This is a genomic window from Pseudomonas sp. FYR_2, from assembly GCF_043106425.1.
In the GTDB taxonomy this organism is placed as follows: domain Bacteria; phylum Pseudomonadota; class Gammaproteobacteria; order Pseudomonadales; family Pseudomonadaceae; genus Aquipseudomonas; species Aquipseudomonas monteilii.
The window spans coordinates 72,983-98,885 of record NZ_JBICMM010000057.1 but is presented as its reverse complement, the minus strand read 5'-3'; the positions used below and the strand labels follow the sequence as shown (position 1 = coordinate 98,885).

General features: G+C 64.4%; 15 protein-coding genes. 11 read left to right on the top strand and 4 right to left on the bottom strand.

Annotated elements, in window-relative coordinates; genetic code table 11:
• Positions 1 to 57 precede the first annotated feature (57 nt).
• The 8 genes from ACF8R4_RS24545 to ACF8R4_RS24510 all read left to right on the top strand — a co-directional run bounded on the left by ACF8R4_RS24545 (position 58) and on the right by ACF8R4_RS24510 (position 12,979).
• The gene (locus ACF8R4_RS24545; RefSeq protein WP_013973320.1) at positions 58 to 225 is read left to right on the top strand and encodes a DUF6026 family protein; all 168 of its coding nucleotides are present in this window, start codon (positions 58 to 60) and stop codon (positions 223 to 225) included.
• A gap of 564 nt (positions 226 to 789) precedes the next feature.
• Entirely contained in the window at positions 790 to 2,349 is a 1,560-nt protein-coding gene (gene glgA, locus ACF8R4_RS24540; RefSeq protein WP_060497778.1) for a glycogen synthase GlgA, read from the top strand.
• Positions 2,350 to 2,363: 14 nt separating this feature from the next.
• Positions 2,364 to 4,106 carry a malto-oligosyltrehalose trehalohydrolase gene (treZ, locus tag ACF8R4_RS24535; RefSeq protein WP_392493639.1) on the top strand — a complete coding sequence of 581 codons (1,743 nt, stop codon included), beginning with the start codon at positions 2,364 to 2,366 and terminating at the stop codon, positions 4,104 to 4,106.
• Positions 4,103 to 6,172, top strand: a complete 2,070-nt coding sequence (gene malQ / locus ACF8R4_RS24530; protein WP_060497780.1) for a 4-alpha-glucanotransferase — start codon at positions 4,103 to 4,105, stop codon at positions 6,170 to 6,172. Before treZ ends, malQ begins: the two co-directional genes overlap by 4 nt.
• The gene (locus ACF8R4_RS24525) at positions 6,169 to 8,943 is read left to right on the top strand and encodes a malto-oligosyltrehalose synthase (RefSeq protein ID WP_392493637.1); all 2,775 of its coding nucleotides are present in this window, start codon (positions 6,169 to 6,171) and stop codon (positions 8,941 to 8,943) included. Before malQ ends, ACF8R4_RS24525 begins: the two co-directional genes overlap by 4 nt.
• 14 nt (positions 8,944 to 8,957) lie before the next feature.
• The gene (locus ACF8R4_RS24520) at positions 8,958 to 9,242 is read left to right on the top strand and encodes a DUF2934 domain-containing protein (protein ID WP_060497782.1); all 285 of its coding nucleotides are present in this window, start codon (positions 8,958 to 8,960) and stop codon (positions 9,240 to 9,242) included.
• A 153-nt stretch (positions 9,243 to 9,395) separates the two neighbouring features.
• Entirely contained in the window at positions 9,396 to 11,549 is a 2,154-nt protein-coding gene (gene glgX, locus ACF8R4_RS24515; protein WP_019096701.1) for a glycogen debranching protein GlgX, read from the top strand.
• A 353-nt stretch (positions 11,550 to 11,902) separates the two neighbouring features.
• Complete coding sequence (locus tag ACF8R4_RS24510; RefSeq protein ID WP_200928641.1) at positions 11,903 to 12,979, top strand: autotransporter outer membrane beta-barrel domain-containing protein; 1,077 nt, start codon at positions 11,903 to 11,905, stop codon at positions 12,977 to 12,979.
• Positions 12,980 to 13,020: 41 nt separating this feature from the next.
• On the opposite strand, the gene glgB is transcribed toward ACF8R4_RS24510, so the two are convergent.
• The 3 genes from glgB to ACF8R4_RS24495 form a co-directional block, all read right to left on the bottom strand.
• Positions 13,021 to 15,231: a 1,4-alpha-glucan branching protein GlgB gene (gene glgB / locus ACF8R4_RS24505; RefSeq protein ID WP_200928642.1), complete on the bottom strand. Its 2,211-nt coding sequence runs from the start codon at positions 15,229 to 15,231 to the stop codon at positions 13,021 to 13,023.
• Positions 15,228 to 18,548 (bottom strand): maltose alpha-D-glucosyltransferase, encoded by a 3,321-nt coding sequence (gene treS, locus ACF8R4_RS24500; protein ID WP_392493635.1) that lies wholly within the window; start codon positions 18,546 to 18,548, stop codon positions 15,228 to 15,230. The genes glgB and treS overlap by 4 nt, the downstream gene beginning before the upstream one ends.
• 141 nt (positions 18,549 to 18,689) lie before the next feature.
• A complete protein-coding gene (locus ACF8R4_RS24495) occupies positions 18,690 to 20,708 on the bottom strand; it encodes an alpha-1,4-glucan--maltose-1-phosphate maltosyltransferase (RefSeq protein ID WP_104834307.1) in 2,019 nt (672 codons plus the stop codon).
• 139 nt (positions 20,709 to 20,847) lie between these two features.
• Between ACF8R4_RS24495 and ACF8R4_RS24490 the strand changes: the two genes are divergently transcribed.
• Entirely contained in the window at positions 20,848 to 21,009 is a 162-nt protein-coding gene (locus ACF8R4_RS24490) for a hypothetical protein (protein ID WP_015271006.1), read from the top strand.
• 98 nt (positions 21,010 to 21,107) lie between these two features.
• Here the strand turns inward: ACF8R4_RS24490 and ACF8R4_RS24485 are convergent, their stop codons facing one another.
• The gene (locus tag ACF8R4_RS24485) at positions 21,108 to 22,790 is read right to left on the bottom strand and encodes an AMP-binding protein (protein WP_392493633.1); all 1,683 of its coding nucleotides are present in this window, start codon (positions 22,788 to 22,790) and stop codon (positions 21,108 to 21,110) included.
• A gap of 320 nt (positions 22,791 to 23,110) precedes the next feature.
• Between ACF8R4_RS24485 and ACF8R4_RS24480 the strand changes: the two genes are divergently transcribed.
• Together ACF8R4_RS24480 and ACF8R4_RS24475 are read left to right on the top strand one after the other, a co-directional pair.
• The gene (locus ACF8R4_RS24480) at positions 23,111 to 24,274 is read left to right on the top strand and encodes an isovaleryl-CoA dehydrogenase (protein ID WP_104834305.1); all 1,164 of its coding nucleotides are present in this window, start codon (positions 23,111 to 23,113) and stop codon (positions 24,272 to 24,274) included.
• Positions 24,275 to 24,293: 19 nt separating this feature from the next.
• Positions 24,294 to 25,901, top strand: a complete 1,608-nt coding sequence (locus tag ACF8R4_RS24475; protein ID WP_012273265.1) for a carboxyl transferase domain-containing protein — start codon at positions 24,294 to 24,296, stop codon at positions 25,899 to 25,901.
• The last annotated feature ends 2 nt before the right edge of the window (positions 25,902 to 25,903 follow it).

Below are 25,903 nucleotides of genomic sequence, written 5' to 3'. Positions count from 1 at the left end.
CCCCGCGTGAAGCGTCTACGCTTTAATTGTCACCAGCCAGAACCGCGAGGTGTGCTCATGGGTACCTTAATGCCAGCAACCCCAACCCAGACACTTTATGTCTCCGTGCGCCGTGATGAGCTGCGTAAACTGAAAGACGAGCGTGACCAGCTGCGCCAGCAGGTCGCCCAACTGAACCTGCTGCTGGCGCAAGCGCGTACCGACGGCAAGGCCGTCAGCCTCTGATCTTTCCTTCCTCTCAGTGGGGGCTGTAGGGCTCCCACCTGTTGACTCTACTTTTCCAGGTCAGTCCCCTTCGCGGGTTCACCCGCGAAGAAGCAAACGCCCATCCAATGCCCCACTATGGTGCAACCGCCCACTCCGGCCACAATTTGGCGCACCCGCAAAACGGCTCCGGCAAACCTTTTCACATCCAGTCACATACGCCAACGTTTGCGTCTATTTCGCACCTCACATTAATGACCAGTGGGTCACCTTTTTATCGCGTTCTCTCCTACACTCGGTTTTCGGCCCGCCATTTGCTCAAGGGAAGAGTGACGTAAAAAAGTCGAACTTTAAGGAAAGCCGGTAGGTCATGAATTAAGTAGGCCAAACGCATGGGGCACTCCCAGCCACGGCCCACCCACCCCAACCAGTCCACTCGCCTGCGGCCGGAATGCCGACAGCGCTGTGCCTGCGCGCACGACTCAGGGGCATGGAACGCACTACGCAGATTCGAACCAGAGAGAACCAACACGATATATCGCCACGGGTGCCAGCACCCGGCCAAGCATAGGGACGGAGAGAAGTATGATCAGTGCCGCTGTCGAGCCTCACGTAGATTCATTCAACCCGGACAACCGCGAGCCGCTCACACCGGACTTCGCCAAGACAGGCACGGCACCCGGCGCCCAGCGCCAGCACAACCCCAACAAGCGCAAGATCCTGTTCGTAACCTCGGAAATCGCCGATCTGGTGAAAACCGGTGGCCTGGGCGACGTATCTGCCGCCCTGCCCCGCGCCTTGGCGCATCTGCACGATGTGCGGGTGCTGATCCCCGGCTACCGCCAGGTGATGGAAAGCGACAACCCCATCCACATCGTCGGTGAACTGGGCGGCCACGCGGCACTGCCGCCGTGCAAGATCGGGCGCATGGACATGGCCGACGGCCTGGTGATCTATGTGCTGATCTGCCCCGAACTGTACCAGCGCGACGGCACGCCCTATGGTGCCAACAATGGCCGCGACTGGCCCGACAACCACATCCGCTTCGCCCGCCTGGGCCTGGCCGCCGCCGAAATTGCGGCTGGCGAAGGCAAGATCCACTGGACACCCGAAGTGGTGCACGCCCATGACTGGCCCGCCGGCCTGGCCCCGGCCTACATGCACTGGCGCGGGCTAAGCACGCCTACCCTGTTCACCATTCACAACCTGGCTTACCAAGGTGTGTACAGCCGGGGTTGCAGCCCGGAGCTGGCCATTCCCGACCACGCCATGCAGCAGGAAGGCATGGAGTTCTACGGCAAGCTGTCGTTCCTCAAGGCGGGCCTGGCCTACTCCAGCCACATCACCACGGTCAGCGCCACCTATGCCCGGGAAATCACCACCCCCGAATTTGGCTGCGGCCTGGACGGTTTCCTGGCCAGCAAGGCCCAGCAAGGCCTGCTCGGTGGTATCCCCAACGGCATCGACGAAAGCTGGGATTCGGCCACCGACAAGCACCTGCAGCACAACTTCAGCATCAATGACTGGGAAGGCAAGGCACGCAACACCCAGGAAGTGCGTGATCTGTTCGGCCTGGAAGCCTCGGAAGGCCCGCTGTTCGCCGTCGTTTCGCGGCTGGTCTATCAAAAGGGGCTGGACCTGACCCTGGGCGTGGCCGACTACATCGTCGAGCAAGGCGGGCAGATTGCGATCATCGGCCGTGGCGAGCCGGAAGAAGAACAGGCCATGCGTGAACTGGCGCTGCGCCACCCAGGCCGCATCGGTGTGCGCATCGGCTTCAACGAAACCGACGCACGGCGCATGTTCGCCGGCAGCGACTTCTTGCTGATGCCGTCACGCTACGAGCCGTGCGGCCTCAGCCAGATGTACGCACAGCGCTTCGGCTCGCTGCCGGTGGCGCGCAATACTGGCGGCCTGGCCGACACCATCGAGTGCGGCGTTACAGGCTTCCTGTTCAACGAATCCACCGTCGAGAGCTACCGCCAGGCACTCAGCCGCGCCTTCTATGTGTACGGCAAGAAGGACCTGCTGAACGCCATGCGCTGCCTGTCGATGACTCAGCCGTTCAACTGGTGCCAGGCGGTGGAACCCTATGCCCGTCTCTACGAGAACCTGGTCAAGCAGGCACAGCTGGGCCATTACTGAGCGAGGGTCAGAAGATGCACAGGCATGGCGCACACTTGCTGGACGCCACGTCGGCGCGCTTCGCCCTCTGGGCACCCGATGCGCGCAGCGTGAGCGTGGAACTGGAGCAGCAGCCGGCCATCGCGCTGCTGCCGGATGAAGAGGGCTGGTACACCGGCGTGGCCCCGTGCCAGGCCGGTGACCGTTACCACTACCGCGTCGACGGCGAACTGCGGGTTGCCGACCCGGCCTCGCGCTACCAGCCTGAAGGGGTACAGGGGCCGAGCCAAGTGGTGGATATGGCCGGTTACCCTTGGCAACACACGTGGCAAGGTCGGCCCTGGCACGAAGCGGTGATCCAAGAGCTGCATGTCGGCTTGCTCGATGGCTACGACGGCGTCGCCCGGCATTTGCCGCGCCTCGCCGAGCTGGGCATCAGTGCCATTGAGCTGATGCCGCTGGGGCAGTTCCCCGGCGAGCGCAACTGGGGCTACGACGGCGTGCTGCCGTTCGCGCCACAAAACACCTACGGCCCCCCCGAGCAGCTGTGTGCACTGGTCGACCAGGCCCACGGCCTGGGGCTGATGGTGCTGGTGGACGTGGTGTACAACCACTTCGGCCCCGACGGCAATTACCTGCACCAATACGCCAGCCCGTTCTTCCGCGAAGACCGGCAGACGCCCTGGGGCGCCGCCATCGACTTCCGCCGCCCGCAGGTGCGCGAGTACTTCATCCAGAACGCCCTGATGTGGCTGTGCGACTACCGCTGCGACGGCCTGCGCCTGGATGCCGTGCATGCCATCGACCAGCCCGACTTCCTGATCGAACTGGCGCAACGCGTGCGCGCCGCCGTGGAACCCGGCCGCCAGGTGTGGCTGGTGCTGGAAAACGAGCACAACCAGGCCGGCCTGCTGGAGCAAGGCTTCGACGCCCAGTGGAACGACGACGGCCACAATGCCCTGCACGTGCTGCTGACCGGTGAAACCGAAGGCTACTATGCCGATTACCAGCAACGCCCCATCGAGCAACTGGCGCGCTGCCTGGCCGAAGGCTTCGTGTTCCAGGGCCAGGCCAACCGCCATGGCACACCACGCGGTGAACCCAGTGGTCATTTGGCGCCCAGTTCTTTTGTATTGTTCCTGCAAAACCACGACCAGGTCGGCAACCGCGCCCTGGGCGAACGCCTGACCCGCCTGTGCCCGCCGCCGGCCTTGCGGGCGGCCACTGGCCTGCTGCTGTTGGCACCGATGATCCCGCTGCTGTTCATGGGCGACGACGATGGCAGCTGCCAGCCGTTCCTGTTTTTCACCGACTTTCATGACCAGCTGGCCGATGCCGTGCGCGAAGGCCGGCGCGGCGAATTCGCCCACTTCAACGCGTTCGCCGACCCCGAGCAACGCGCGCGTATTCCCGACCCCAACGCCGAACAGACCTTCGAAGCGTCACGCCCGCAAAACAAGGAAGTGATCGCCGGCTGGCACGGCCTGTACCAGCAACTACTCGGCCTGCGTCGCCGTCATGTCATCCCGTACCTGCCCGGTAGCCGTTCACTGGGCACCGAGGTGCACGGCGAAAAGGCGCTGACCGCACGCTGGCGCCTGGGCGATGGCAACACCCTGCGTATCGACCTGAACCTGGGCGACACACCGCAGTCCATCGAATTACCCGCAGCCTCCACTTGGCTGTTCGACAGCAGCGACACCCGACACCCCGATAGCCAACTGGCTGCCTACAGCTGCGTGGTCAGCCTGCTTCCCCCTGATCTGGAGCGTCCATGAGCGAAACCGCCCTGCACCGCTTGGCAAACCGCGTCGGGCTGAGCCGCGACTGGGTCGACGCCAACGCCCGGCCCCAGCGCGTCAGTGATGAGGTGCTGCGCAGTATCCTGGAAGGCCTGGGCCACCCGGCCGCCGATGACACCGCCATTGCCACCAGCCTGCGCGCTGTGGAGGCCGCAGAAGACAGCGAGCACCTGCCACCTCTGCTGACCGCCGACCTTGGCCAGCCGCTGGCGCTGGCACGCTACTTCAGCGCGGCCAGCGTCGCGCACTGCACCCTGGAAGACCACACCTCGCTTACCCTCAGCCTCGACGATCAGGCGCGCCTGCCCGGCGAGCTCCCCATAGGCTACCACCACGTTGAAATCGACAGCCGCCGCTTCACCGTGGCCGTGGCACCGCCGCGCTGTCACAGCCTGGAAGACAAGGTGCCGCACCCCCCGCCGCGCTGCTGGGGCTTGGCCGTGCAGCTGTACAGCCTGCGCCGCCCTGGCGACGGCGGCTACGGTGATTGCCTGGCGCTGGAGCAACTGGCCCGCTCCGCTGCCGAACGCGGCGCCGATGCCTTGGCCATCAGCCCGATCCACGCCCTGTCGGCCATCGACCAGGAACACTACAGCCCCTATTCACCCTCCAGCCGCCTGTTGCTCAACACCCTGTACGCCAGCCCCGCTGCGCTGCTGGGTGAACGGGAGGTGCGCATGGCCATCGAAGCCTGCGGCCTGGAGCAGCAACTGGAAGACCTGGAACAACGTTCACTGGTCGATTGGCCACGCGCCGCCAGCGCCCGACTGCGCCTGCTCGAAGCGCTGTACCAGGGCTTTAGCCAGGGCAACCATCCACTGCGCGCGGATTTCGACAGCTTCCGCGAAGCCGGCGGCCAGGCGCTTGAGCACCACTGCCGCTTCGAGGTACTGCAAGCACAGGCGGTAGAGCATGGCCTGGGCGCCGACTGGCGCAACTGGCCCAAGGCCTGGCACGACCCTTACCACCCGGAAGTTGAAGCTTTTGCCAACGCCTACCCGGCCAAGATCGAGTTCCATGCCTTTTGCCAATGGCTGACCGAGCGGGGCCTGCAGCGTGCGCAGGACGCCGCCCGCAGCAACGGCATGAGCGTTGGCCTGATCGCCGACCTGGCCGTGGGTGCCGACGGTGCCGGCAGCCAGGCCTGGAGCCGCCAGGACGAACTGCTGGCGGGCCTCAAGGTGGGTGCGCCGCCCGACATCCTCAACCGCGCCGGGCAGGACTGGGGCATCTGCGCGTTCTCGCCCGAAGGCCTCAAGCGCAATGGCTACCGCGCCTTCATCGAAATGCTGCGGGCCAACCTCGCCCACGCGGGCGGGCTGCGCATCGACCACGTGATGGGCCTGCGCCGGCTGTGGCTGATCCCACAGGGCGCCAAGCCCAGTGAAGGTGCCTACCTCAATTACCCACTGGACGACCTGCTGCGCCTGCTGGCGCTGGAGTCGGTGCGCCATCAGGCGATCATCCTGGGCGAAGACCTGGGCACCGTGCCCGATGGCCTGCGCGAAACCCTGGCGGAAAAAGCCGTGCTGGGCATGCGCGTGCTGCCCTTCGAGCAAGCCCAGCCCGGCCAGTTCAAGCCGATTCTCGACTGGCCGGACAACGCGCTGGCCACCACCGGCACCCACGACCTGGCGCCCTTGGCCGGCTGGCTGGAAAACCGCGACATCGACTGGAGCCATCGCTTGCAGCTGATCGATGCCGCCACCGAATTGCACTGGCGCCATGACCGCCAGAAAGAGCACGACGGCCTGCGCCGCACCCTGGAAGCCAACTACGGTGCGTTGAAGGACAACGACGCGCTGATCGATGCCGCCATCCGCTACGTCGGCCATACCCGCGCGCCGTTGGTGCTGGTGCCTTTGGAAGACCTCCTCGGTTGTGACGAGCAGCCCAACCTGCCGGGCACCACCGCCGGGCACCCCAACTGGCGCCGGCGGTTCGCCTTGCCAGTGCGCGATCTGCTGGATGACGAAGATGCCGCACGGCGCCTGGAACTGCTGGCCCAGGCCCGCGAACAGGCCTGGGAGCGTGACCGATGAAGCCCCTCACCGCGACCCTGCGCCTGCAATTTCACAGCGACTTCACCCTCGACAATGCCGTGCCGCTGGTGCCGTACTTCGCCCAGCTGGGCATCAGCCACCTGTATGCATCGCCCATCCTCAAAGCCCGTGCTGGCTCGCGCCATGGCTACGACGTGGTCGACCCGACCTGCGTCAACCCCGAGCTGGGCGGCGAGGCCGCGCTGGAGCGGTTGGTCGCCGCGTTGCGCCAGCACGGCATGGGGCTGATCCTCGACACGGTGTCGAACCACATGGCCGTGGGCGGCGCCGACAACCCCTGGTGGCAAAGCGTGCTGGCCTGGGGCCGGCGCAGCCCGTATGCAGAATTCTTCGACATCCAGTGGCATTCCAGCGACCCGCTGCTGGCCGGGCAACTGCTGCTGCCATTCCTGGGCAGCGACTATGGCGTGGCATTGAAGGATGGCGAGATACCGCTGGAATTCGACCCGCATCACGGCTTGCTGCAGGTGGCGCATTACGAGCACCGCTTCCCGATCTGCCCGATCGACTATGGCTGGATCCTGGCGCTCAGCCCGGAGCCGGCCCTGAAGGCCCTGGCCGAGCACTTCACCGCCTTGAACGACTCGGCCACGCCGCTGGCCGATGCGCTCCCGCTGCAGGCCGAGCTGGCCCGCCTGACCCGCGAGGGCGCCGACCTCGACTCGGCCCTGCTGGCGTTCGACAGCCGCAGCGAGGCCGGCTTCAAGCGCTTGCACCTGCTGCTGGAGCGCCAGACCTACCGCCTGGCCAGCTGGCGCACCGCCGCCGACGACATCAACTGGCGGCGCTTTTTCGACATCAACGAACTCGGCGGGCTGCGGGTGGAACGCACGGCGGTGTTCGAGGCCACCCACGCCAAGCTGTTCGAACTGATCGAACGCGGCCTGGTGGACGGCCTGCGCATCGACCATATCGACGGCCTTGCCGACCCGCGTGGCTACTGTCGCAAGCTGCGCCGGCGCGTCGATGGCCTGTTGGCACGCCGGCCTTTGCAGGCTGCCCTGGAACACTTCCCGATCTACGTGGAGAAGATCCTCGGCGCCAACGAGCACCTGCACCGAGACTGGCTAACCGACGGCACCACCGGCTACGAGTTCATGAACCAAATCTCGCTGTTGCAGCACGACCCGGCTGGCGAAGCGCCGCTGACGGAACTGTGGGCCAACGTCACCGAGCGCCCGGACTTCCCTGAAGAAGTGCGTCAGGCGCGCCACCTGGTGCTCAACGCCAGCCTGGCTGGAGACTGCGAATCGGTAGCCCAGGCCCTGTTGCAGGTGGCGCGCAACGACCTGATGACCCGCGACCTGACCCTGGGCGCCATTCGCCGGGCCTTGCAGGCCCTGGTGGCGCATTACCCGGTGTACCGCACCTACTTCAACGCCTGCGGGCGGCCGGCTGAAGACGAAGGTTTTTTCCAGCAAGCGTTGGCCAATGCCCTGCAAGACCTCGGCGAAGCCGACTGGCCGCTGCTGGAGCACCTTGAGCAATGGCTCGGCGGGCAAGGCTGGCGGCACCTGCCACCGGGCCGCGCCCGCAAGCAGTTGCGCCATGCTTGCGTGCGTTTCCAGCAGCTGACCGCGCCCAGTGCCGCCAAGGCCGTGGAAGACACCGCCTTCTACCGCAGTGCCCGGCTGCTGTCGCGCAACGACGTAGGCTTCGAGGCCGAACGTTTCAGCGCCTCGCCCATGCACTTCCACAACGAAGCCCAGCGGCGCCTGCGCGACTTCCCCGACAACCTGCTGGCCACCGCCACGCACGACCACAAGCGCGGCGAAGACACCCGCGCACGCCTGGCTGTGCTCAGCGAGCGCGGCCCTTGGCTGGCCAGCCGGGTAGAACATTGGCGCGAACTGGCCGAGCCCCTGCGTATGCAGCTGGACGATGGCCTTGCACCCAGCCCCGGCGACGAGCTGATGCTGTTGCAAACCCTGCTCGGCAGCTGGCCGCTGGACCTCGACCTGCACGACGGCAACGCCCTGCGCCAGTACGCCGACCGCATCCGCCAGTGGCAGCAGAAGGCCTTGCGCGAAGCCAAGCTGCGCAGCAGCTGGAGCGCCCCGAACGACGCCTACGAAAACGCCTGTGCTCGTTACATCGACCGCCTGCTGCTGGACAACGAGAACCAGCAGCTGCGCAAATCGGTGGCCGATGCCGCGCAACTGCTGGCCTGCCCCGGCGCCCTCAATGGCCTGGTGCAGGCCTTGCTACGCATGACCACGCCCGGTGTACCCGACCTGTACCAGGGCAACGAGTATTGGGACTTCAGCCTGGTCGACCCGGACAACCGTCGCGCCGTGGACTACGCTTGCAGGCGGGCCACCCTGGGCGATGCCACGCCCGCCACCGAGCTGCTGGCCCACTGGCGCGACGGCCGCATCAAGCAGGCCTTGATCGCCCGGCTGCTGGACTGCCGCCAGGCCCATGCCGACCTGTTCCGCCGCGGCGCCTACCTGCCGCTGACGGTACAAGGCCGACATGCAGACCATGTGATCGCCTTTGCCCGCCTGGGTGAAGGCGAACGCGCCATCGTCGTCGCCCCACGCCTGGCCAGTGGCCTGCTGGGCGGCGCCGCAACCCCGTTGATCCCGGCACAGAACTGGGACGACACCCGGCTGGTACTACCGTTTGCCTTGTCGCCTGCCAACTCGACGGGACTTTTCCCTTACGCGGCGGTCAGCCCTTCAAGGGAGCTGATGTTGAGCGCCGTGCTGGCGGAGTTTCCGGTCAACCTGTTGATACAACAATCTTGAGCATCAGGAGCGTCATGATGAGTGTCGATGAAAAACGTATTCGCGAATTCGCTTACCAGATCTGGGAGTCCGAGGGTAAGCCTGTAGGCGAGGAAGATCGCCACTGGGACATGGCCCGCAAGCTGGCCGAAGCTGAAGCCCTGGCACCCAAGGCGGCACCGCGCAAGAAGGCGCCGGCCAAGGCCAAGGTAGCGGCTGAGCCCAAAGCACCAGCAGAACCCAAGGTTGCTGCACTGCCGGGTGTGAAACCTGCTGCGGCGAAAAAGCCCCGGGCGGCGAAAAAACCGGCTGCCGGTTAAGCCTGCACCGGCCTCTTCGCGGGCTCGCCCGCTCCCACAGGTACAGCATCAACCTCCAGCCCTGTGGAGACCTTGTGGGAGCGGGCAAGCCCGCGAAGGGGCCGGTGCAGGACTAAACAGTTCCCCTTCAACCAAGGCCCCCTGAGGATTGCCATGAGCCCCCGCACCCCAAAGAAAACCCGCTCAGTTGCCCCATCGCGCATCCGCGAAGGCCTGCCCTTTCCCCTTGGCGCCACCTGGGATGGCCTTGGGGTCAACTTCGCCCTGTTCTCGGCCAACGCCACCAAGGTCGAGCTGTGCCTGTTCGACTCCACCGGCGAGCAGGAAATCGAACGCATCGAGCTGCCCGAATACACCGACGAGATCTACCACGGCTACCTGCCCGACGCGCACCCCGGCCTGGTCTATGGCTACCGGGTGTACGGCCCTTACGAGCCAGAGAACGGCCACCGCTTCAACCCCAACAAACTGCTGATCGACCCCTACGCCAAACAGCTGGTCGGCAGCCTGAAATGGTCCGAGGCGCTGTTCGGCTACACCATCGGCCACCCCGACGGCGACTTGTCGTTCGACGAACGCGACAGCGCGCCCTTCGTGCCCAAGTGCAAGGTGATCGATCCGGCGTTTACCTGGGGCCGCGACCAGCGCGTGCTCATCCCCTGGGAACGCACCATCATCTACGAAGCGCACACCCGCGGCATCAGCATGCGCCACCCGGCCGTACCGGAGGAACTACGTGGCACCTTTGCTGGCCTGGCCAATGACGAGTTGCTCAAGCACATCAAGGAGCTGGGCGTTTCCAGCATCGAGTTGCTGCCCATCCACGCCTTCGTCAACGACCAGCACTTGCTGGACAAGGGGCTGAACAACTACTGGGGCTATAACAGCATCGCCTTCTTCGCCCCCCACCCGCGCTACCTGGCCAGCGGCAAGATCGCGGAATTCAAGGAAATGGTCGCGCACCTGCACGACGCCGGGCTGGAGGTGATTCTGGACGTGGTCTACAACCACACCGCCGAAGGCAACGAGCGTGGCCCCACCCTGTCGATGCGCGGCATCGACAACGCTTCGTACTACCGCCTGATGCCGGACGACAAGCGCTACTACATCAACGATTCCGGCACCGGCAACACCCTGGACCTGAGCCACCCCTGCGTGCTGCAACTGGTCACCGACTCGCTGCGCTACTGGGCCGGCGAAATGCATGTGGATGGCTTCCGCTTCGACCTGGCAACCATCCTGGGCCGTTACCGCGAAGGCTACAGCGAGCGCCATGGTTTTCTCGTTGCCTGCCGACAGGACCCGATGCTGAGCCAGGTCAAGCTGATTGCCGAACCCTGGGACTGCGGCCCCGGCGGCTATCAGGTGGGCAATTTCGCCCCGGGCTGGGCCGAATGGAACGACCGCTTCCGCGACACCGTGCGGGCGTTCTGGAAAGGCGACGAAGGCCAGCTGGCCGACTTTGCCTCGCGCATGACCGCCTCGGGCGATATGTTCAACAACCGTGGCCGGCGCCCGTATGCCTCGGTCAACTTCGTCACCGCCCACGATGGCTTCACCCTGCGCGACCTGGTGTCGTACAACCACAAGCACAACGAAGACAACGACGAGAACAACCAGGACGGCACCGACAACAACTTGTCGTGGAACTGCGGCGTGGAAGGGCCGACCGACGACCCGGGCATCAATGCCTTGCGCATGCGCCAGATGCGCAACTACTTCGCCACCTTGCTGCTGGCCCAAGGCACGCCGATGATCGTTGCCGGCGACGAGTTCAGCCGTACCCAGCACGGCAATAACAACGCCTACTGCCAGGACAGCGAGATCGGTTGGGTGAACTGGGACCTGGACCAGGACGGCGAGGAGCTGCTGGCCTTCGTCAAACGCCTCACCCGCCTGCGCCTGGCCTACCCGGTGCTGCGCCGTTCGCGCTTTCTGGTGGGGGACTACAATGAGGCCATCGGGGTCAAGGACGTGACCTGGCTGGCGCCCGATGGCAGCGAAATGAGCGTCGAGCAGTGGGAAGACCCGCACGGGCGTTGCCTGGGCATGCTGATCGACGGCCGTGCGCAGGTCAGCGGTATTGCCCGGCCGGGTGCCGAGGCCACGGTATTGCTGATCGTCAATGCTCACCACGACATCGTGCCGTTCAAGTTGCCGGCCGTGCCCGAGGGCGAGTACTGGAGCTGTCTGGTCGATACCGACCGGCCGGAGCTGCGCAAGGGGCAACATCTGCAGTTCGACAGCACGTTCGAGGTCAAAGGGCGGTCGATGCTGCTGATGGTGTTGCAGCACGAGGAAGACTGAATCCCTTGCCAGTGGCAATGCGGTGAGCCTCTAGCAATCATTCTTCATAGCCGGGGCGCGGCAAATAGCGAACCCGGCTATGCCTTACCTGTTTATTCGATTAATCAAGGGGTTGAACCAAACCACGAAGCGTGAACAGATTCTTCACATTTTCTTGACGCAAGCGGCGTCCTCTCCTTAGCTGAAACCTTACCTAGTCGTAAATTTCTCGCGCCGGGCCTCTAGCTCGCGCCTTTGTGCGCGCTTGCACAGGCTGGCGTGCTGGTTTGGGTCGCCCTCTGTTTTGCCGTACAGCTCGTGACAACAGGCCAGGTCCTCGGGCTGTAACCCACAAAAAACAAAGGAGATCCGCCATGAAATGCACCGCGACCCCCTTGCGCTTCGACAGCATTTTCTACGCGGTTTCCACGTCGATGCTTCTGGCAACCCCGGTGGAAACGTTCGCGTACGAGCTGCAAGGTGACCCCACCTCGCCCGGCTTCTTGCAGCAGTCTGCGCTGCCGCAGCTCTCGCTAGACCCGGTCAGCGCCAGTGGCCTGAGCATCGGCACGCTGAATGCCTTTTCACAGAAGATGAGCGAACGCCACGGGCAGGCGGCACCGGACCTGGTTGCCAGACAGTGGGCGCAGTTTTTCCCGACCACCTCGCGCAACGGCGCGCAACCCCCGGAGCAGCTTGAGGCGCCCAGCCAGCAACTGATGATCGGCCCGGACCTGTTCGTGCGTGAAACGGCTGCGGGCAATGTGCACCGCGCCGGGATTTTCGTGGGGCACAACAACCTGCAAAGCAGCTTCAACGGCATGCGCCCACTGTTGGGCGACAAGCAGCGCAATGCGGTGAACCTGAGCGGGGAAAGCCTGGGCGTGTACTGGAGCATGACCCATGAACAGGGCTGGCACCTGGACGCCGTGGCCATGGGCTCGCGCATCGATGTGCTGGGGCGTGGCGAGAACGGCCAGCGCGTGGACGACAGCGGCCACGCGATGACCTTTTCGGTGGAAGGTGGGTACCCGATTCGCCTGGGTGGCAACTGGGTGATCGAGCCTCAGGCACAGTTGATCAACCAACAGTTCTTCCCCGGTAACCAGGTGCAGGAAGAAACCCTGCAGGCCTTCGACAGCCAGCCGAGCTGGAGTGGCCGGGTGGGTGCGAAATTGTCCGGGCGCTACGAAGTGCGCGGCATGCCGATTGAACCCTATGTGCGGACCAACATGTGGTATGACTTCAGCAATGCCGACGAGGTGAAGCTGGACCAGGTCGACAAGATCTCCAGCTCGCGCTACTCGACCACGGTGGAATTGGGCTTGGGGCTGGTGGCGCGGGTGACACCTTTGGTGGCCTTGTTTGTGAGCGCCGATTACAGCAGTGATGTAGATGACAATGATTTGAATGGGCTGATTGGTAGCCTTGGGGTGCGGATGCGGTGGTAGGCCTGTGCCATTGTTGGGGCTGCGCAGCAGCCCCAACAATCTCAAGCCGGTTTCATTATCAGTACCCCAAGCGGCGGCAAGTTGAGGGCTAGCGACAATGGCTGCCCATGACTGGCCACTGCCTCACTGGCCACCACCCCCAGATTGCCCACATTAGACCCGGCATACAGCTCAGCATCGCTGTTCAACAACTCCTGCCAACGCTCACCAAAGGGCACGCCAATCCGATACCCCTCACGCGGCACCGGGGTGAAGTTGGCCACCACCAGCACCGGCTCGCCACTGCTGCTCCAGCGCAACCAGGCGTACACGCTGTTCTGCGCATCATCACCGATTAGCCACTGGAAGCCCTGCGGCTGGCAGTCCTGCTCATGCAGTGCGGGCACCTCGCGGTACAGCCGGTTAAGATCGCTTACCAGCCGCTGCACGCCTTGGTGCTCGGGGTACTGCAACAGGTACCAGTCCAGTTCGCTGTCATGGTTCCACTCACGCCACTGGCCGAACTCGCAGCCCATGAACAGCAGCTTCTTGCCCGGGTGCGCCCACATGAAAGTGAGGTAGGCACGCAGGTTGGCGAACTTCTGCCAGCGGTCGCCGGGCATCTTGTCGATCAGCGAATGCTTGCCATGCACCACTTCGTCGTGGGAGATGGGCAGGATGAAGTGCTCGGAGTAGGCATAGATCAGCCCGAAGCTCATCTCGTTGTGGTGATAGGTGCGGTGCACCGGGTCGTTCTGGATGTAATGCAGGGTGTCGTGCATCCAGCCCATGTTCCACTTGTAGGCAAAGCCCAGCCCGCCTTGCTGGGTGGGCTGGCTGACACCGGGCCAGGCGGTGGATTCCTCGGCGATGATGAGCGCGCCCGGGGCCTCGTGGGCCGCCACGCCGTTGAGGTGGCGGATGAAGTCGATGGCTTCCAGGTTTTCACGCCCGCCGTAGCGGTTGGGCACCCACTCGCCGGCCTTGCGCGAGTAGTCGCGGTACAGCATGGAAGCCACCGCATCGACCCGCAGGCCATCGATGTGGAAGTGCTTCAACCAGTGCAGGGCCGAGGCCATCATGAAGCCGCGCACTTCGTTGCGGCCCAGGTTGTAGATCAGGGTGTTCCAGTCCTGGTGGTAGCCCTCCAGAGGGTTGTCGTATTCGTACAGGGCGGTGCCGTCGAAGCGCGCCAGGCCGTGTTCATCGGTGGGGAAATGCGCAGGCACCCAGTCCAGCAGCACGCCAATGCCGCCCTGGTGGCAGGCATCGACGAAGGCGGCGAAGTCCTCGGCACTGCCGTAGCGAGATGTAGGCGCGAACATCGACAGCGGCTGGTAGCCCCAGGAGCCGCCGAACGGATGCTCCATGATCGGCAGCAGTTCGATGTGGGTGAAGCCCAGTTGCTGCACGTAAGGCACCAGGCGCTCGGCCAGTTCGCGCCAGTTGTAATAGCGCCCGACTTCGCCCGCTTCATCCAGCTCGCAGCGCCACGACCCGGGGTGCAGCTCGTAGATCGAAAGCGGCGCGTTATAGGCATGGCGCTGCGCGCGCTGTGCCATCCAGTCGTGGTCCTGCCAATCGTAGCTCAGCGCATGGGCAACCTTGGACGCGGTGCTCGGCGGCAATTCGGTGGCGCGGGCCAGCGGGTCGGCCTTCAGCGGCAGAATACCCTCCTTGCCCAGCACCTCAAATTTGTAGGTTTCGCCCACGCCCAGGCGCGGCACGAACAGCTCCCACACCCCGGCGCTGTGGCGCAGGCGCATGGGGTGGCGGCGGCCGTCCCAATTGTTGAAATCACCGACTACCGACACCCTGCGGGCATTGGGCGCCCACACCGAGAAGCACACGCCGTCGATGCCCTCGACCTGGATCGGCTGGGCGCCGAAACGCCCGGACAAATCGCGGTGGTTACCTTCGGCGAACAAATAAAGGTCCATGTCGCCCAGCTGTGGGCCGAAGCTGTAGGGGTCTTCAGTCACCTGCTCGCCGCCGGCCCAGCCGATGTGCAACAGGTAGGGCTGTGCCTCATCAAGGTGCGCGCTGAACAACCCAGGCAGGCTACCCTGCTCCATTTCGGCAAGAATGCGCCCGTCATGCCGCGCCAGGATGCGCACATTCAGGGCGTTGGGCAGAAAGGCGCGAACCACCTGCCCGCCCGCGCCGTCGCCATGGGGGCCGAGTACCGCAAATGGATCGGCGTGTTCGGCGCGGGCCAGGGCGTCGAGGTCCCGTTGCCGAAGGCCACCGTTTTCACGCGTTGTAACGTTCATTCTGACTCTCCCCAGGTACTGATCAGTCCATGCAGGCCATGCAAAGGCACGGCCAGCCAGCTTGGACGGTTCTCGGCTTCGTATGTAATTTCGTAGGCGGCTTTTTCCAGGCAGAACAGTTCCAGTGCGGCGCGCTCGCCCTGGGCCTGTTGCCAGGCATGGGGCATGGCCGCGGTGGCCAGGCCATAGGCTTCGACGAAGGCGTGGCGCGACTGATGCAGGTACTGCCGGGCAACCCGCTGACGCGCCTGGCGCGCCGGGCCGGAAAGGTCGACCGCAGACGCGCTGCGCAAGATCATGGCAGCAGCATAGTCGAAGGATCGCAGCACGCCGCTCACATCCTTGTACGGGCTGTGTTTAGCCCGGCGCTCTTGCAGTGAGCGGGACGGTTCGCCTTCAAAATCGATCAGGTAAGCGTCGCCCTGCACCACCAGCACCTGGCCCAGATGGAGGTCGCCGTGCACGCGCATCAGCAGGCCACCCTGGGCCTGCCCGGCCAGCTGGCTGATGTGTTGGGCCAGGCCGTCGCGTTGTTGCTGCAGGTCGTCGACTAAGGCCTGGCTGTCACTGTCGAGGTTGTCGCGGTGCTGGGCCAGCACGTCGAGGGCGCGGGTCAGTTCGGCGCTGATCTGCGTGGCCCAGTGCTGGCTGTCGCTGGCATCACTGGGGCGCGGGCGGAACGCCTCATCGTCGGTGGGTGCGGCCAGCAGCAGGTGCATTTCACCCAGGCGCTGCCCAAGCAAGGCGGCGAAGCCGCTGAGTTCGGCCAACGCGTCGGTGTGCGGCTCGACATCATTGGCGGTGGGCTCCATCTGGTCGCGGATCGCCCGCTCCAAGGTGTTCTGGGTCCAGGCCCAGGCATCGCCCTGGTTGTTCAGGTAGCCCTGGGCAATCATCAGCAAATGGGGCGTATGTTGTTCGTCTACCCGGCTGACCCAGGCCAGCAACGGCGAGATATTGGCAAAGCCGGCAGCGGTGAGGTAGGCACTCATTTCCAGTTCGGGGTGGATACCCGGGTTGACCCGGCGGATCAGCTTGAGCACCACCCGGTCGCCGATCACCACCGAACTGTTGGACTGTTCGGCGCTGAGGTAGCGCACTGCACTTTCGTCGTTCAACGCCAGGCCTGCCAACGGCGCCGTGCTTTCGAAACGCAGCTCACCCTCGCCGTTGCCACACGGCAGGCTAATGCCCTCCTGGCAGGCGCGCAGCACGGCGCGGATGAAAGGTTCGAGGACGAAGGCATCGGTGATCAGGCCGACCTGATGGGCGCGGCGCACCCGCGACAGGGCCAGTTGCTGCGGCAGCGCGGTGTTGATGTCCTCTTCACGCAGCAGGCCGAACGGCAGCTGATACCGATTGGCCGTGCCGTCGCTGAGCACTTCGATTTCGCTGAGCAGAACCGGCGTGGTGGCGGTGCCGAAGCGTACGCCGTAGCACAGCCTGACGGCGTCGATTGGCCCTTCCTTGCCCGCGAACCAGCGCCGTTTTGGCAGGTATTGCGGCAGGATGCTGTGTTGAAGGGTGTCGCTTGACGGAGCCTCCAGCAATTCTTCCAAGCGTTTGCGCAGCACTAGCGTAGTCAATTCGGGTAACCCCTCGGTGGCCTGGACGTGCCAACTGGGCATGCGGTCGTGGGGAGTCAGCAGGAACCAGTAGAAGGCATAGGGTGGCAAGGTGAGCAGGAACGGCAACTGGCCTATCGGCGGGAAGGCGCTGCCGCCGAGCATCTCCACCGGTACTTTGTCGGCGTAGTGTGACAATTCCAGTTCGGCGGCCTGGGCGGCACGGGAAACGTTGGCCACGCACAGGATCACCTCGGTATTGCCTTCAGCATCGGTGTGCTCGCGGATATAGGCGAGGATGCGCCGGTTGCTGGGCGTGAGCGTGCGCAAGCTGCCGCGGCCAAAGGCCTTCTGCTGCTTACGCACCGCCAGCATGCGCCGCGTCCAGTTCAGCAATGAATGCGGGTCGTGGCTTTGGGCTTCGACGTTGACGGTCTGGTAGCCGTACAGCGGGTCCATGATCGGCGGCAACACCAGGCGCTGCGGGTCGGCACGCGAAAAGCCGCCGTTGCGGTCTGGCGACCATTGCATGGGCGTGCGCACCCCATCGCGATCACCCAGGTAGATGTTGTCGCCCATACCCAGTTCGTCGCCGTAGTACAAGGTCGGTGTGCCGGGCATCGACAGCAGCAGGCTGGTGAGCAGCTCGATACGCCGGCGGTCACGCTGCAGCAGTGGCGCCAGGCGCCGGCGGATCCCCAGGTTGATGCGGGCGCGGCGGTCTTCGGCGTAGTAGTTCCACAGGTAGTCGCGCTCACGGTCGGTGACCATTTCCAGGGTCAGCTCATCGTGGTTGCGCAGGAAGATCGCCCATTGGCAGTTGGCGGGGATTTCCGGCGTCTGGCGCAGGATGTCGGTGATCGGAAAACGGTCCTCCATGGCCAGGGCCATGTACATGCGCGGCATCAGCGGGAAATGGAAGGCCATGTGGCACTCGTCGCCTTCGCCTTCGCCGAAGTACGGCCGGGTGTCTTCGGGCCACTGGTTGGCCTCGGCCAGCAGCATGCGATCGGGGTAATTGGCGTCGATCTCGGCGCGGATGGCCTTCAGGACATCGTGGGTTTCTGCGAGGTTTTCGTTGTTTGTGCCGTCGCGTTCGATCAGGTAGGGGATGGCATCCAGGCGCAAGCCATCGACGCCCAGGTCGAGCCAGAAACGCATGACGCCGATCACCGCCTTGAGCACCTGCGGATTGTCGAAATTGAGGTCGGGCTGGTGCGAATAGAAGCGGTGCCAGAAGTACTGGCCGGCGACCGGGTCCCAGGTCCAGTTGGACTTTTCGGTGTCGAGAAAGATGATGCGCGTGCCGTCGTACTTCTGGTCATCGTCGGACCACACATAGAAATCGCGCGCCTTGCTGCCGCGCTTGGCATGGCGGGCACGCTGGAACCACGGGTGCTGGTCGCTGGTGTGGTTGATGACCAGCTCGGTGATCACCCGCAGGCCGCGCTTGTGGGCCTCGGCGATGAAACGACGGGCGTCAGCCAGGCTGCCGTAATCAGGGTGCACGGCCTTGTATTCGGCGATGTCGTAACCGTCGTCGCGCCGTGGCGAGGGGTAGAACGGCAGCAGCCACAAGGTGTTGACGCCCAGCTCGGCGATGTAGTCGAGCTTGCTGATCAGGCCGGCGAAGTCGCCGATGCCGTCGTTGTTCGAATCGAAGAACGACTTGATGTGCAGCTGGTAGATGACGGCGTCCTTGTACCACAGCGGGTCGTCGATGAAGGCTGCCGGGCGGGAACGCTTGGCCATGGGGGACTCCTCTCTGTCCTCGGTTTCGCACTCTCTCTGTGGGAGCGGGCTTGCCCGCGAACACCGGCGAAGCCGGTGCCATAGACCGCGGCGCCTGCTTCGCGGGCAAGCCCGCTCCCACAGGGGATGTGGTGTGCCGTACTAATGGGCCTTTTCGATACGCCAGATACCGAATGGCTGGTGCCAGGGTTCGATGCGCATGAACTGGGTCTTGCCGTACCACGACCAGCGATGACCGTTCATCAGGTCTTCGCCATGGGTTTCGGCGTTGTCGTCCAGGCCCAGCTCCCACAGCGGCAGCTCGAAATGGGCCTCCTGGGCGTTGTGCGGGTCGAGGCTGATGGCCACCAGGATGTAGTTGTCGCGCTCGGGAGTGCGTTTGGCAAAGTACAGGATGTTGTCGTTCCAGCAGTTGAAGAACGCCACGCCCAGGTGGGTCTGCAAGGCGCGGTTCTGGCGGCGGATGCGGTTGAGCTGGGCGATCTCGGCAATGATGTTGCCGGGTTGGGTGAAGTCCCGTGGGCGGATTTCGTATTTCTCCGAATCCAGGTACTCCTCCTTGCCCGGCAGCGGCGTGCCTTCGCACAGTTCAAAGCCCGAATACATGCCCCACAGGCCCGAGCCCATGGTGGCCAGTGCGGCGCGGATGAGGAAGCCGGCACGGCCGGAGGTATGCAGGAAGTACGGGTTGATATCCGGCGTGTTGACGAAAAAATTGGGCCGGTAGCACTGGCTCCACGGCGGCTGGTTGAGCTGCTCGTAGAACTCGCGCAGCTCCTGTTTGGTGTTACGCCAGGTGAAATAGGTATAGCTCTGCGCATAGCCGACCTTGCCTAGCCGCGCCATCATGGCCGGCCGGGTGAAGGCCTCGGCGAGGAAGATCACGTCCGGATGCCGGGCGCGCACGTCGGCAATCAGCCATTGCCAGAACGGCAGCGGTTTGGTGTGCGGGTTGTCGACACGGAAGGTTTTCACGCCCTCCTCCACCCAGCCGATGATCACATCGCGCAGGGCCAGCCACAGGCTCGGCACCGCGTCGGGGGCGTAGAAGTCGACGTTGACGATGTCCTGGTACTTTTTCGGCGGGTTCTCGGCATAGCGGATGGTGCCGTCCGGGCGCCAGCTGAACCAGCCTGGGTGCTCCTTGAGCCAGGGGTGGTCCTGGGAGCACTGGATGGCGAAGTCGAGGGCGATCTCCAGGCCGTGCTCGGCAGCCGCAGCCACCAAGCGGCGGAAGTCGTCGCGGCTGCCCAGTTGCGGGTGAATCGCATCGTGGCCACCTTCGGCGCTGCCGATGGCGTAAGGGCTGCCCGGGTCGCCCGGCTGGGCCGTGAGTGCGTTGTTGCGGCCTTTGCGGTGTTGCATGCCAATGGGGTGGATGGGCGGGAAGTACAGCACGTCGAAGCCCATGTCGCGGATCATCGGCAGGCGTTCATGCACATCGTTGAACGTGCCGTGGCGCTTGGGGTCGTCAGTGATCGAGCGTGGGAACAGCTCGTACCAGCTGGCAAACTGGGCTGCCGGGCGGTCGACATCAACGGGGAATTCACGGCTGCGGGCCAGGTAGCTGCGGTGTTCGGCCTCACTCATCAGGCGTGCGGTGGCCGGGTCGAGAAACAGCGCTACCTGGTCGTCGGTGCCGAGTGTGGCCAGGCGCTGCTGCGTGGCCTGTAGTTCATCACGCAGGGCGCCTTTGCACAGGTCGATGCCTTTGCCCAGCATCAACCGGCCCTCTTCCAGCTCCAGCGTGACCTCGACACCGGCGTGGTACTTTTTCTCCAGGTCGTGGCAATAGGTGGCGAAGGGGTCGACCCAGGCTTCGATGCTGAACAGGTGTGGGCCCAGCTCGGTGGGGGTGAATTCGGCCAGCCAAAGGTCGTTGCCCGGTGAGTGCATGGGCACGCAATGCCAGCGCCGGCTGTTGGCCTGCCGCCAGCTGAGCATCACCGCCAGGCGATCGTGACCATCGCAATAGACCTTGCTGCTGACCGCCACCGGCTGGCCGCTGATGGCCTTGGCGGCGAAGGTGCCGGCTTCGAGCACGGGTTGGGTGTCTTCGATCACGATACGCGGCGCCAGCAGCGCCTGGGACAGACTGATGGCCTGGTTTGCGTGATCATTCGCCGTGGGCACGCTTTCAAAGGGCTCGTTACGTGACATCGACCTTGCTCCCTCAGGCTGGTGGCGGTAAGGGTTCAGAGCCGGGCATACACGCGGGGTTCAAAAAAATTGAGCGAACGGCAGCTGCGCGAAGTCGAAGCCTGCAGCCCCTCTTCATTCACCCACGCGAGGTCAGGCCATGAACATTCCCATTCCACCGGAAACCCCCGATCCCAACATCGACGACCCCAGCTTGCCGCCGCCCGTGCCGGAAGAAGAGCCGGACGAGTTGCCGATCAAGCCGACTGTGCCACCGACAGTGGGCGACCCGCCGAGTCAGGAGCCGCCGGTGAAAGCCTAAGGGTAGACCAGGTTTTTGCACTGGCAGGTATGCTCCCACAGGGACCGCGCGGCACCCTGTGGGGGTTTACCCGCGAAAGGGCCGGCACAGCCAGTACATCAACCCGCTGATACCGCCGAAATCTCCGCCACACTGATCTCCCGCATGCGGAACTTCTGCACCTTGCCCGTCACCGTCATCGGGTATTCGTCAACGAAACGGATATGCCGTGGCACCTTGAAGTGTGCGATGCGTGCCTTGCACCAGCTCAGCAGCTCTTCCACGGTGGCGCTGTGCCCAGGGTGCAACTTGATCCAGGCGACAATTTCTTCACCATAGCGGCTGCACGGAATGCCGATCACCTGCGCATCGGCCACCGCCGGGTGGGTGTAGAAGAACTCTTCCAGCTCACGCGGGTAAATGTTCTCACCGCCACGAATGATCATGTCCTTGTTGCGCCCAACGATGCGCACGTACCCGTGCGCGTCCATCACCGCCAGGTCGCCCGAGTGCATCCACCCCGCCGGGTCGATGGCGTCCGCCGTGGCTTGAGGGTTGTTCCAGTAACCCAGCATCACGCTGTAACCACGGGTGCACAGCTCGCCGATCTCACCGCGCGGGACGATGCAGCCGTCGGCGTCCACCAGTTTGTTCTCCAGCTGCGGCTGGGTGCGGCCGACGGTGGTCACGCGCAGCTCCAACTCATCATCGGGGCCGGTTTGCAGCGATACCGGGCTGGTTTCGGTCATGCCGTAGGCAATTTGCACTTCGGCCATGTGCATCTGGTCGATGACCCGGCGCATGACTTCGATCGGGCAAGTGGCACCGGCCATGATGCCGCTGCGCAGGGTCGACAGGTCCATTTGCGCACGCAAAGGGTGGTCGAGCATGGCGATGAACATGGTCGGCACGCCGTACAGGATGCTGGCACGCTCCTCGGCCACGGCGCGCAGGGTGAGCTCGGCGTCGAAGGCATCGTTGGGGTAGATCATGGTGCTGCCGTGGGTGATGCAACCGAGGTTGGCCATGACCATGCCGAAGCAGTGATACAGCGGCACCGGGATCACCATGCGGTCGTGCTCGGTCAGGCCCAGGCTTTCGCCGACCATGAAGCCGTTGTTGAGGATGTTGTAGTGGCTGAGCGTGGCGCCTTTGGGCGCGCCGGTGGTGCCGGAGGTGTACTGGATGTTCACCGGCTGGTCGAACTGCAGGCTTTGCTGACGAGCGGTATAGGCTTCTGTCGAGGTCTGTCCTGCCCTCTCAACCAGCGCTTGCCAAGGCAGGAAGCCGCCAGGCGGGTTGGCCGCCAGGCTGATGACCCCGCGCAACTCGGGCAGGCGCTCGCAGGCCAGTTCACCTGGCGTGGCACTGGCCAGTTCCGGCGCCAATTCCTGGACCATGGCGTGATAATCGGAGGTCTTGAAGGCATCGGCGCACACCAGCCAGCGGCAGCCGGACTGGCGCAACACGTATTCCAGTTCGCCCACGCGGTAGGCGGGGTTAATGTTGACGAGAATGGCGCCGACCTTGGCGCTGGCCAGCTGCAGGATGCACCACTGCGCGCAGTTGGGTGACCAGATGCCGACCCGGTCCCCAGTGTTGACGCCCAGGGCCATCAGGGCGCGGGCATGGGTATCGACCTGCTCGCCCAGCTGTCGCCAGCTGTAGCGCAACCCCTGATGACGCGACACCAGCGCCTCGCTGTCAGTACAGCGGGCCACGGTGGCATCGAAGGCCTGGCCGATGGTCTGGGTCAGCAAGGCTTGGTCCTGGCGACCGCGGGTATAGCTCGGTTGACTCATGGGTGTCCCTTCTTGTGGTTGTTCTGGGCACGGCTGAAGCAGCGGGAATACTCTGGCGCAGATTTACGTTTACGTAAAGGTGATGAGTAGATTGACAGTGATCGCATGCAGGTTTACGTTAACGTAAAGGTGATCAACAGCACCGGGCTTGCTGGCATGGCACCGACCCTGTGGGAGCGGGTTCACCCGCGAATGCGATCAGTCAGGCAATGACGGTGACCCTGCTGAAGCATTCGCGGGTGAACCCGCTCCCACAGGGCCGGTGTAAAGGCCTTGAGCTACGGTGTAACCCAATTTCAAGAACAAGAAGGTGCCCCAGCATGCATTACCCCTCCCTGAACTTCGCCCTGGGCGAAACCATCGACATGCTCCGCGACCAGGTCCGCGCCTTCGTCGCGACCGAACTGGCCCCGCGCGCCGCACAAATCGACCACGATAACCTGTTCCCCGCCGACATGTGGCGCAAGTTCGGCGACATGGGCCTGCTGGGCATCACCGTGCCGGAAGAGTACGGCGGCGCCGGCCTGGGCTACCTGGCCCACGTGGTGTCGATGGAAGAAATCAGCCGTGGCTCGGCCTCGGTGGCCCTGTCGTACGGCGCCCACTCCAACCTGTGCGTCAATCAGATCAACCGCAACGGCACCCATGAGCAGAAGCTCAAGTACCTGCCCAAGCTGATCAGCGGCGAGCACATCGGCGCGCTGGCCATGAGCGAGCCCAATGCCGGCTCCGACGTCGTGTCGATGAAGCTGCGTGCCGAGAAGCGCGGCGATCATTATGTGCTCAACGGCAGCAAGACCTGGATCACCAACGGCCCCGACGCCAACACCTACGTGATCTATGCCAAGACCGACCTGGACAAAGGCCCGCACGGCATCACCGCCTTCATCGTCGAACGTGACTGGAAAGGTTTCAGCCGCAGCAACAAGTTCGACAAACTGGGCATGCGCGGTTCCAACACCTGCGAGCTGTTCTTCGACAGTGTTGAAGTGCCGCAAGAGAACATTCTCGGCCAGCTCAACGGTGGCGTGCGCGTGCTGATGAGTGGCCTGGACTACGAGCGCGTGGTGCTGTCCGGCGGCCCGACCGGCATCATGCAAAGCTGCATGGACCTGGTGGTCCCCTACATTCATGACCGCAAGCAGTTCGGCCAGAGCATCGGCGAGTTCCAGCTGATCCAGGGCAAGATCGCCGACATGTACACCCAGCTCAATGCCAGCCGTGCCTACCTGTACGCCGTGGCCCAGGCCTGCGACCGTGGCGAGACCACCCGCAAGGACGCCGCCGGGGTCATCCTGTACACCGCCGAACGCGCCACGCAAATGGCCCTGGAGGCGATCCAGATTCTCGGTGGCAACGGCTACATCAACGAATTCCCGGCCGGTCGCCTGCTGCGCGACGCCAAGCTGTACGAAATCGGTGCCGGCACCAGCGAAATCCGCCGGATGCTGATCGGCCGCGAACTGTTCAACGAAACCCGCTGAACATAAAGGACGGGCGCACATGGCTACCTTGCACACCCAGATCAACCCGCGTTCGGCGGAGTTCGCCGGCAACAGCGCGGCCATGCTTGAACAGGTCCAGGCCCTGCGCGGCCTGCTTGCCCAGGTGGCCCAGGGCGGCGGGCCCAAAGCCCAGGAGCGGCACACCTCACGCGGCAAGTTGCTGCCACGCGAGCGTATCGACCGCCTGCTGGACCCAGGCTCGCCGTTCCTCGAAATCGGCCAGTTGGCCGCTCATGAGGTGTACGGCGAAGACGTGCCGGCTGCGGGCGTGATAGCGGGTATCGGCCGCGTCGAAGGCGTGGAATGCATGATCGTGGCCAACGACGCCACGGTCAAAGGCGGTTCGTACTACCCGCTGACAGTGAAAAAGCACCTGCGCGCGCAGACCATCGCCCTGCAAAACCGCTTGCCATGCATTTACCTGGTGGACTCGGGCGGCGCCAACCTGCCACGCCAGGACGAAGTATTCCCGGACCGCGAACACTTCGGCCGGATCTTCTTCAACCAGGCCAACATGAGCGCGCAGGGCATCCCGCAGATCGCCGTGGTGATGGGGTCGTGCACCGCTGGCGGTGCGTATGTGCCGGCCATGGCCGACGAAGCGATCATGGTGCGCCAACAGGCAACGATCTTCCTCGCCGGCCCGCCGCTGGTAAAAGCCGCCACCGGTGAGGTGGTCAGCGCCGAAGACCTCGGCGGCGCCGATGTGCATTGCCGCACCAGCGGCGTGGCCGACCACTATGCCGACAACGACGAACACGCCCTGGCGATCGCCCGGCGCAGCGTGGCCAACCTTAACTGGCACAAACTGGGCAAGCTGCAGCGCCTGGCGCCGGTGGCGCCGCTGTATGCGGCCGACGAGCTGTATGGCGTGGTGCCGGCCGATGCCAAGCAACCGTTCGATGTACGTGAGGTGATCGCCCGGCTGGTCGATGGCTCGGTGTTCGATGAGTTCAAGGCGCTGTTCGGCACCACCCTGGTGTGCGGCTTCGCCCACCTGCATGGCTACCCGGTGGCGATTTTGGCCAACAACGGCATCCTGTTCGCCGAAGCCGCGCAAAAAGGCGCGCACTTCATCGAGCTGGCCTGCCAGCGCGGCATTCCGCTGCTGTTCCTGCAGAACATCACCGGCTTCATGGTCGGCAAGAAGTACGAAGAAGGCGGCATCGCCAAGCACGGTGCCAAGCTGGTGACCGCCGTGGCCTGCGCCCAGGTGCCCAAGTTCACGGTCATCATCGGCGGCAGCTTCGGCGCCGGCAACTATGGCATGTGCGGCCGCGCCTACGACCCGCGCTTCCTGTGGATGTGGCCCAATGCACGCATTGGCGTGATGGGCGCCGAACAGGCCGCAGGCGTGCTGGCCCAGGTCAAGCGCGAGCAAAGTGAGCGTAGCGGCCAGCCGTTCAGTGCCGAGGACGAGGCCAGGCTCAAGCAGCCGATCCTCGACCAGTACGAGCACCAGGGCCACCCTTACTACTCCAGCGCCCGCCTGTGGGACGACGGTGTCATCGACCCGGCACAAACCCGCGACGTGCTTGGCCTGGCGTTGTCTGCCGCGCTGAACGCGCCGATCGAACAGAGCCGCTTCGGCATTTTCCGGATGTGACC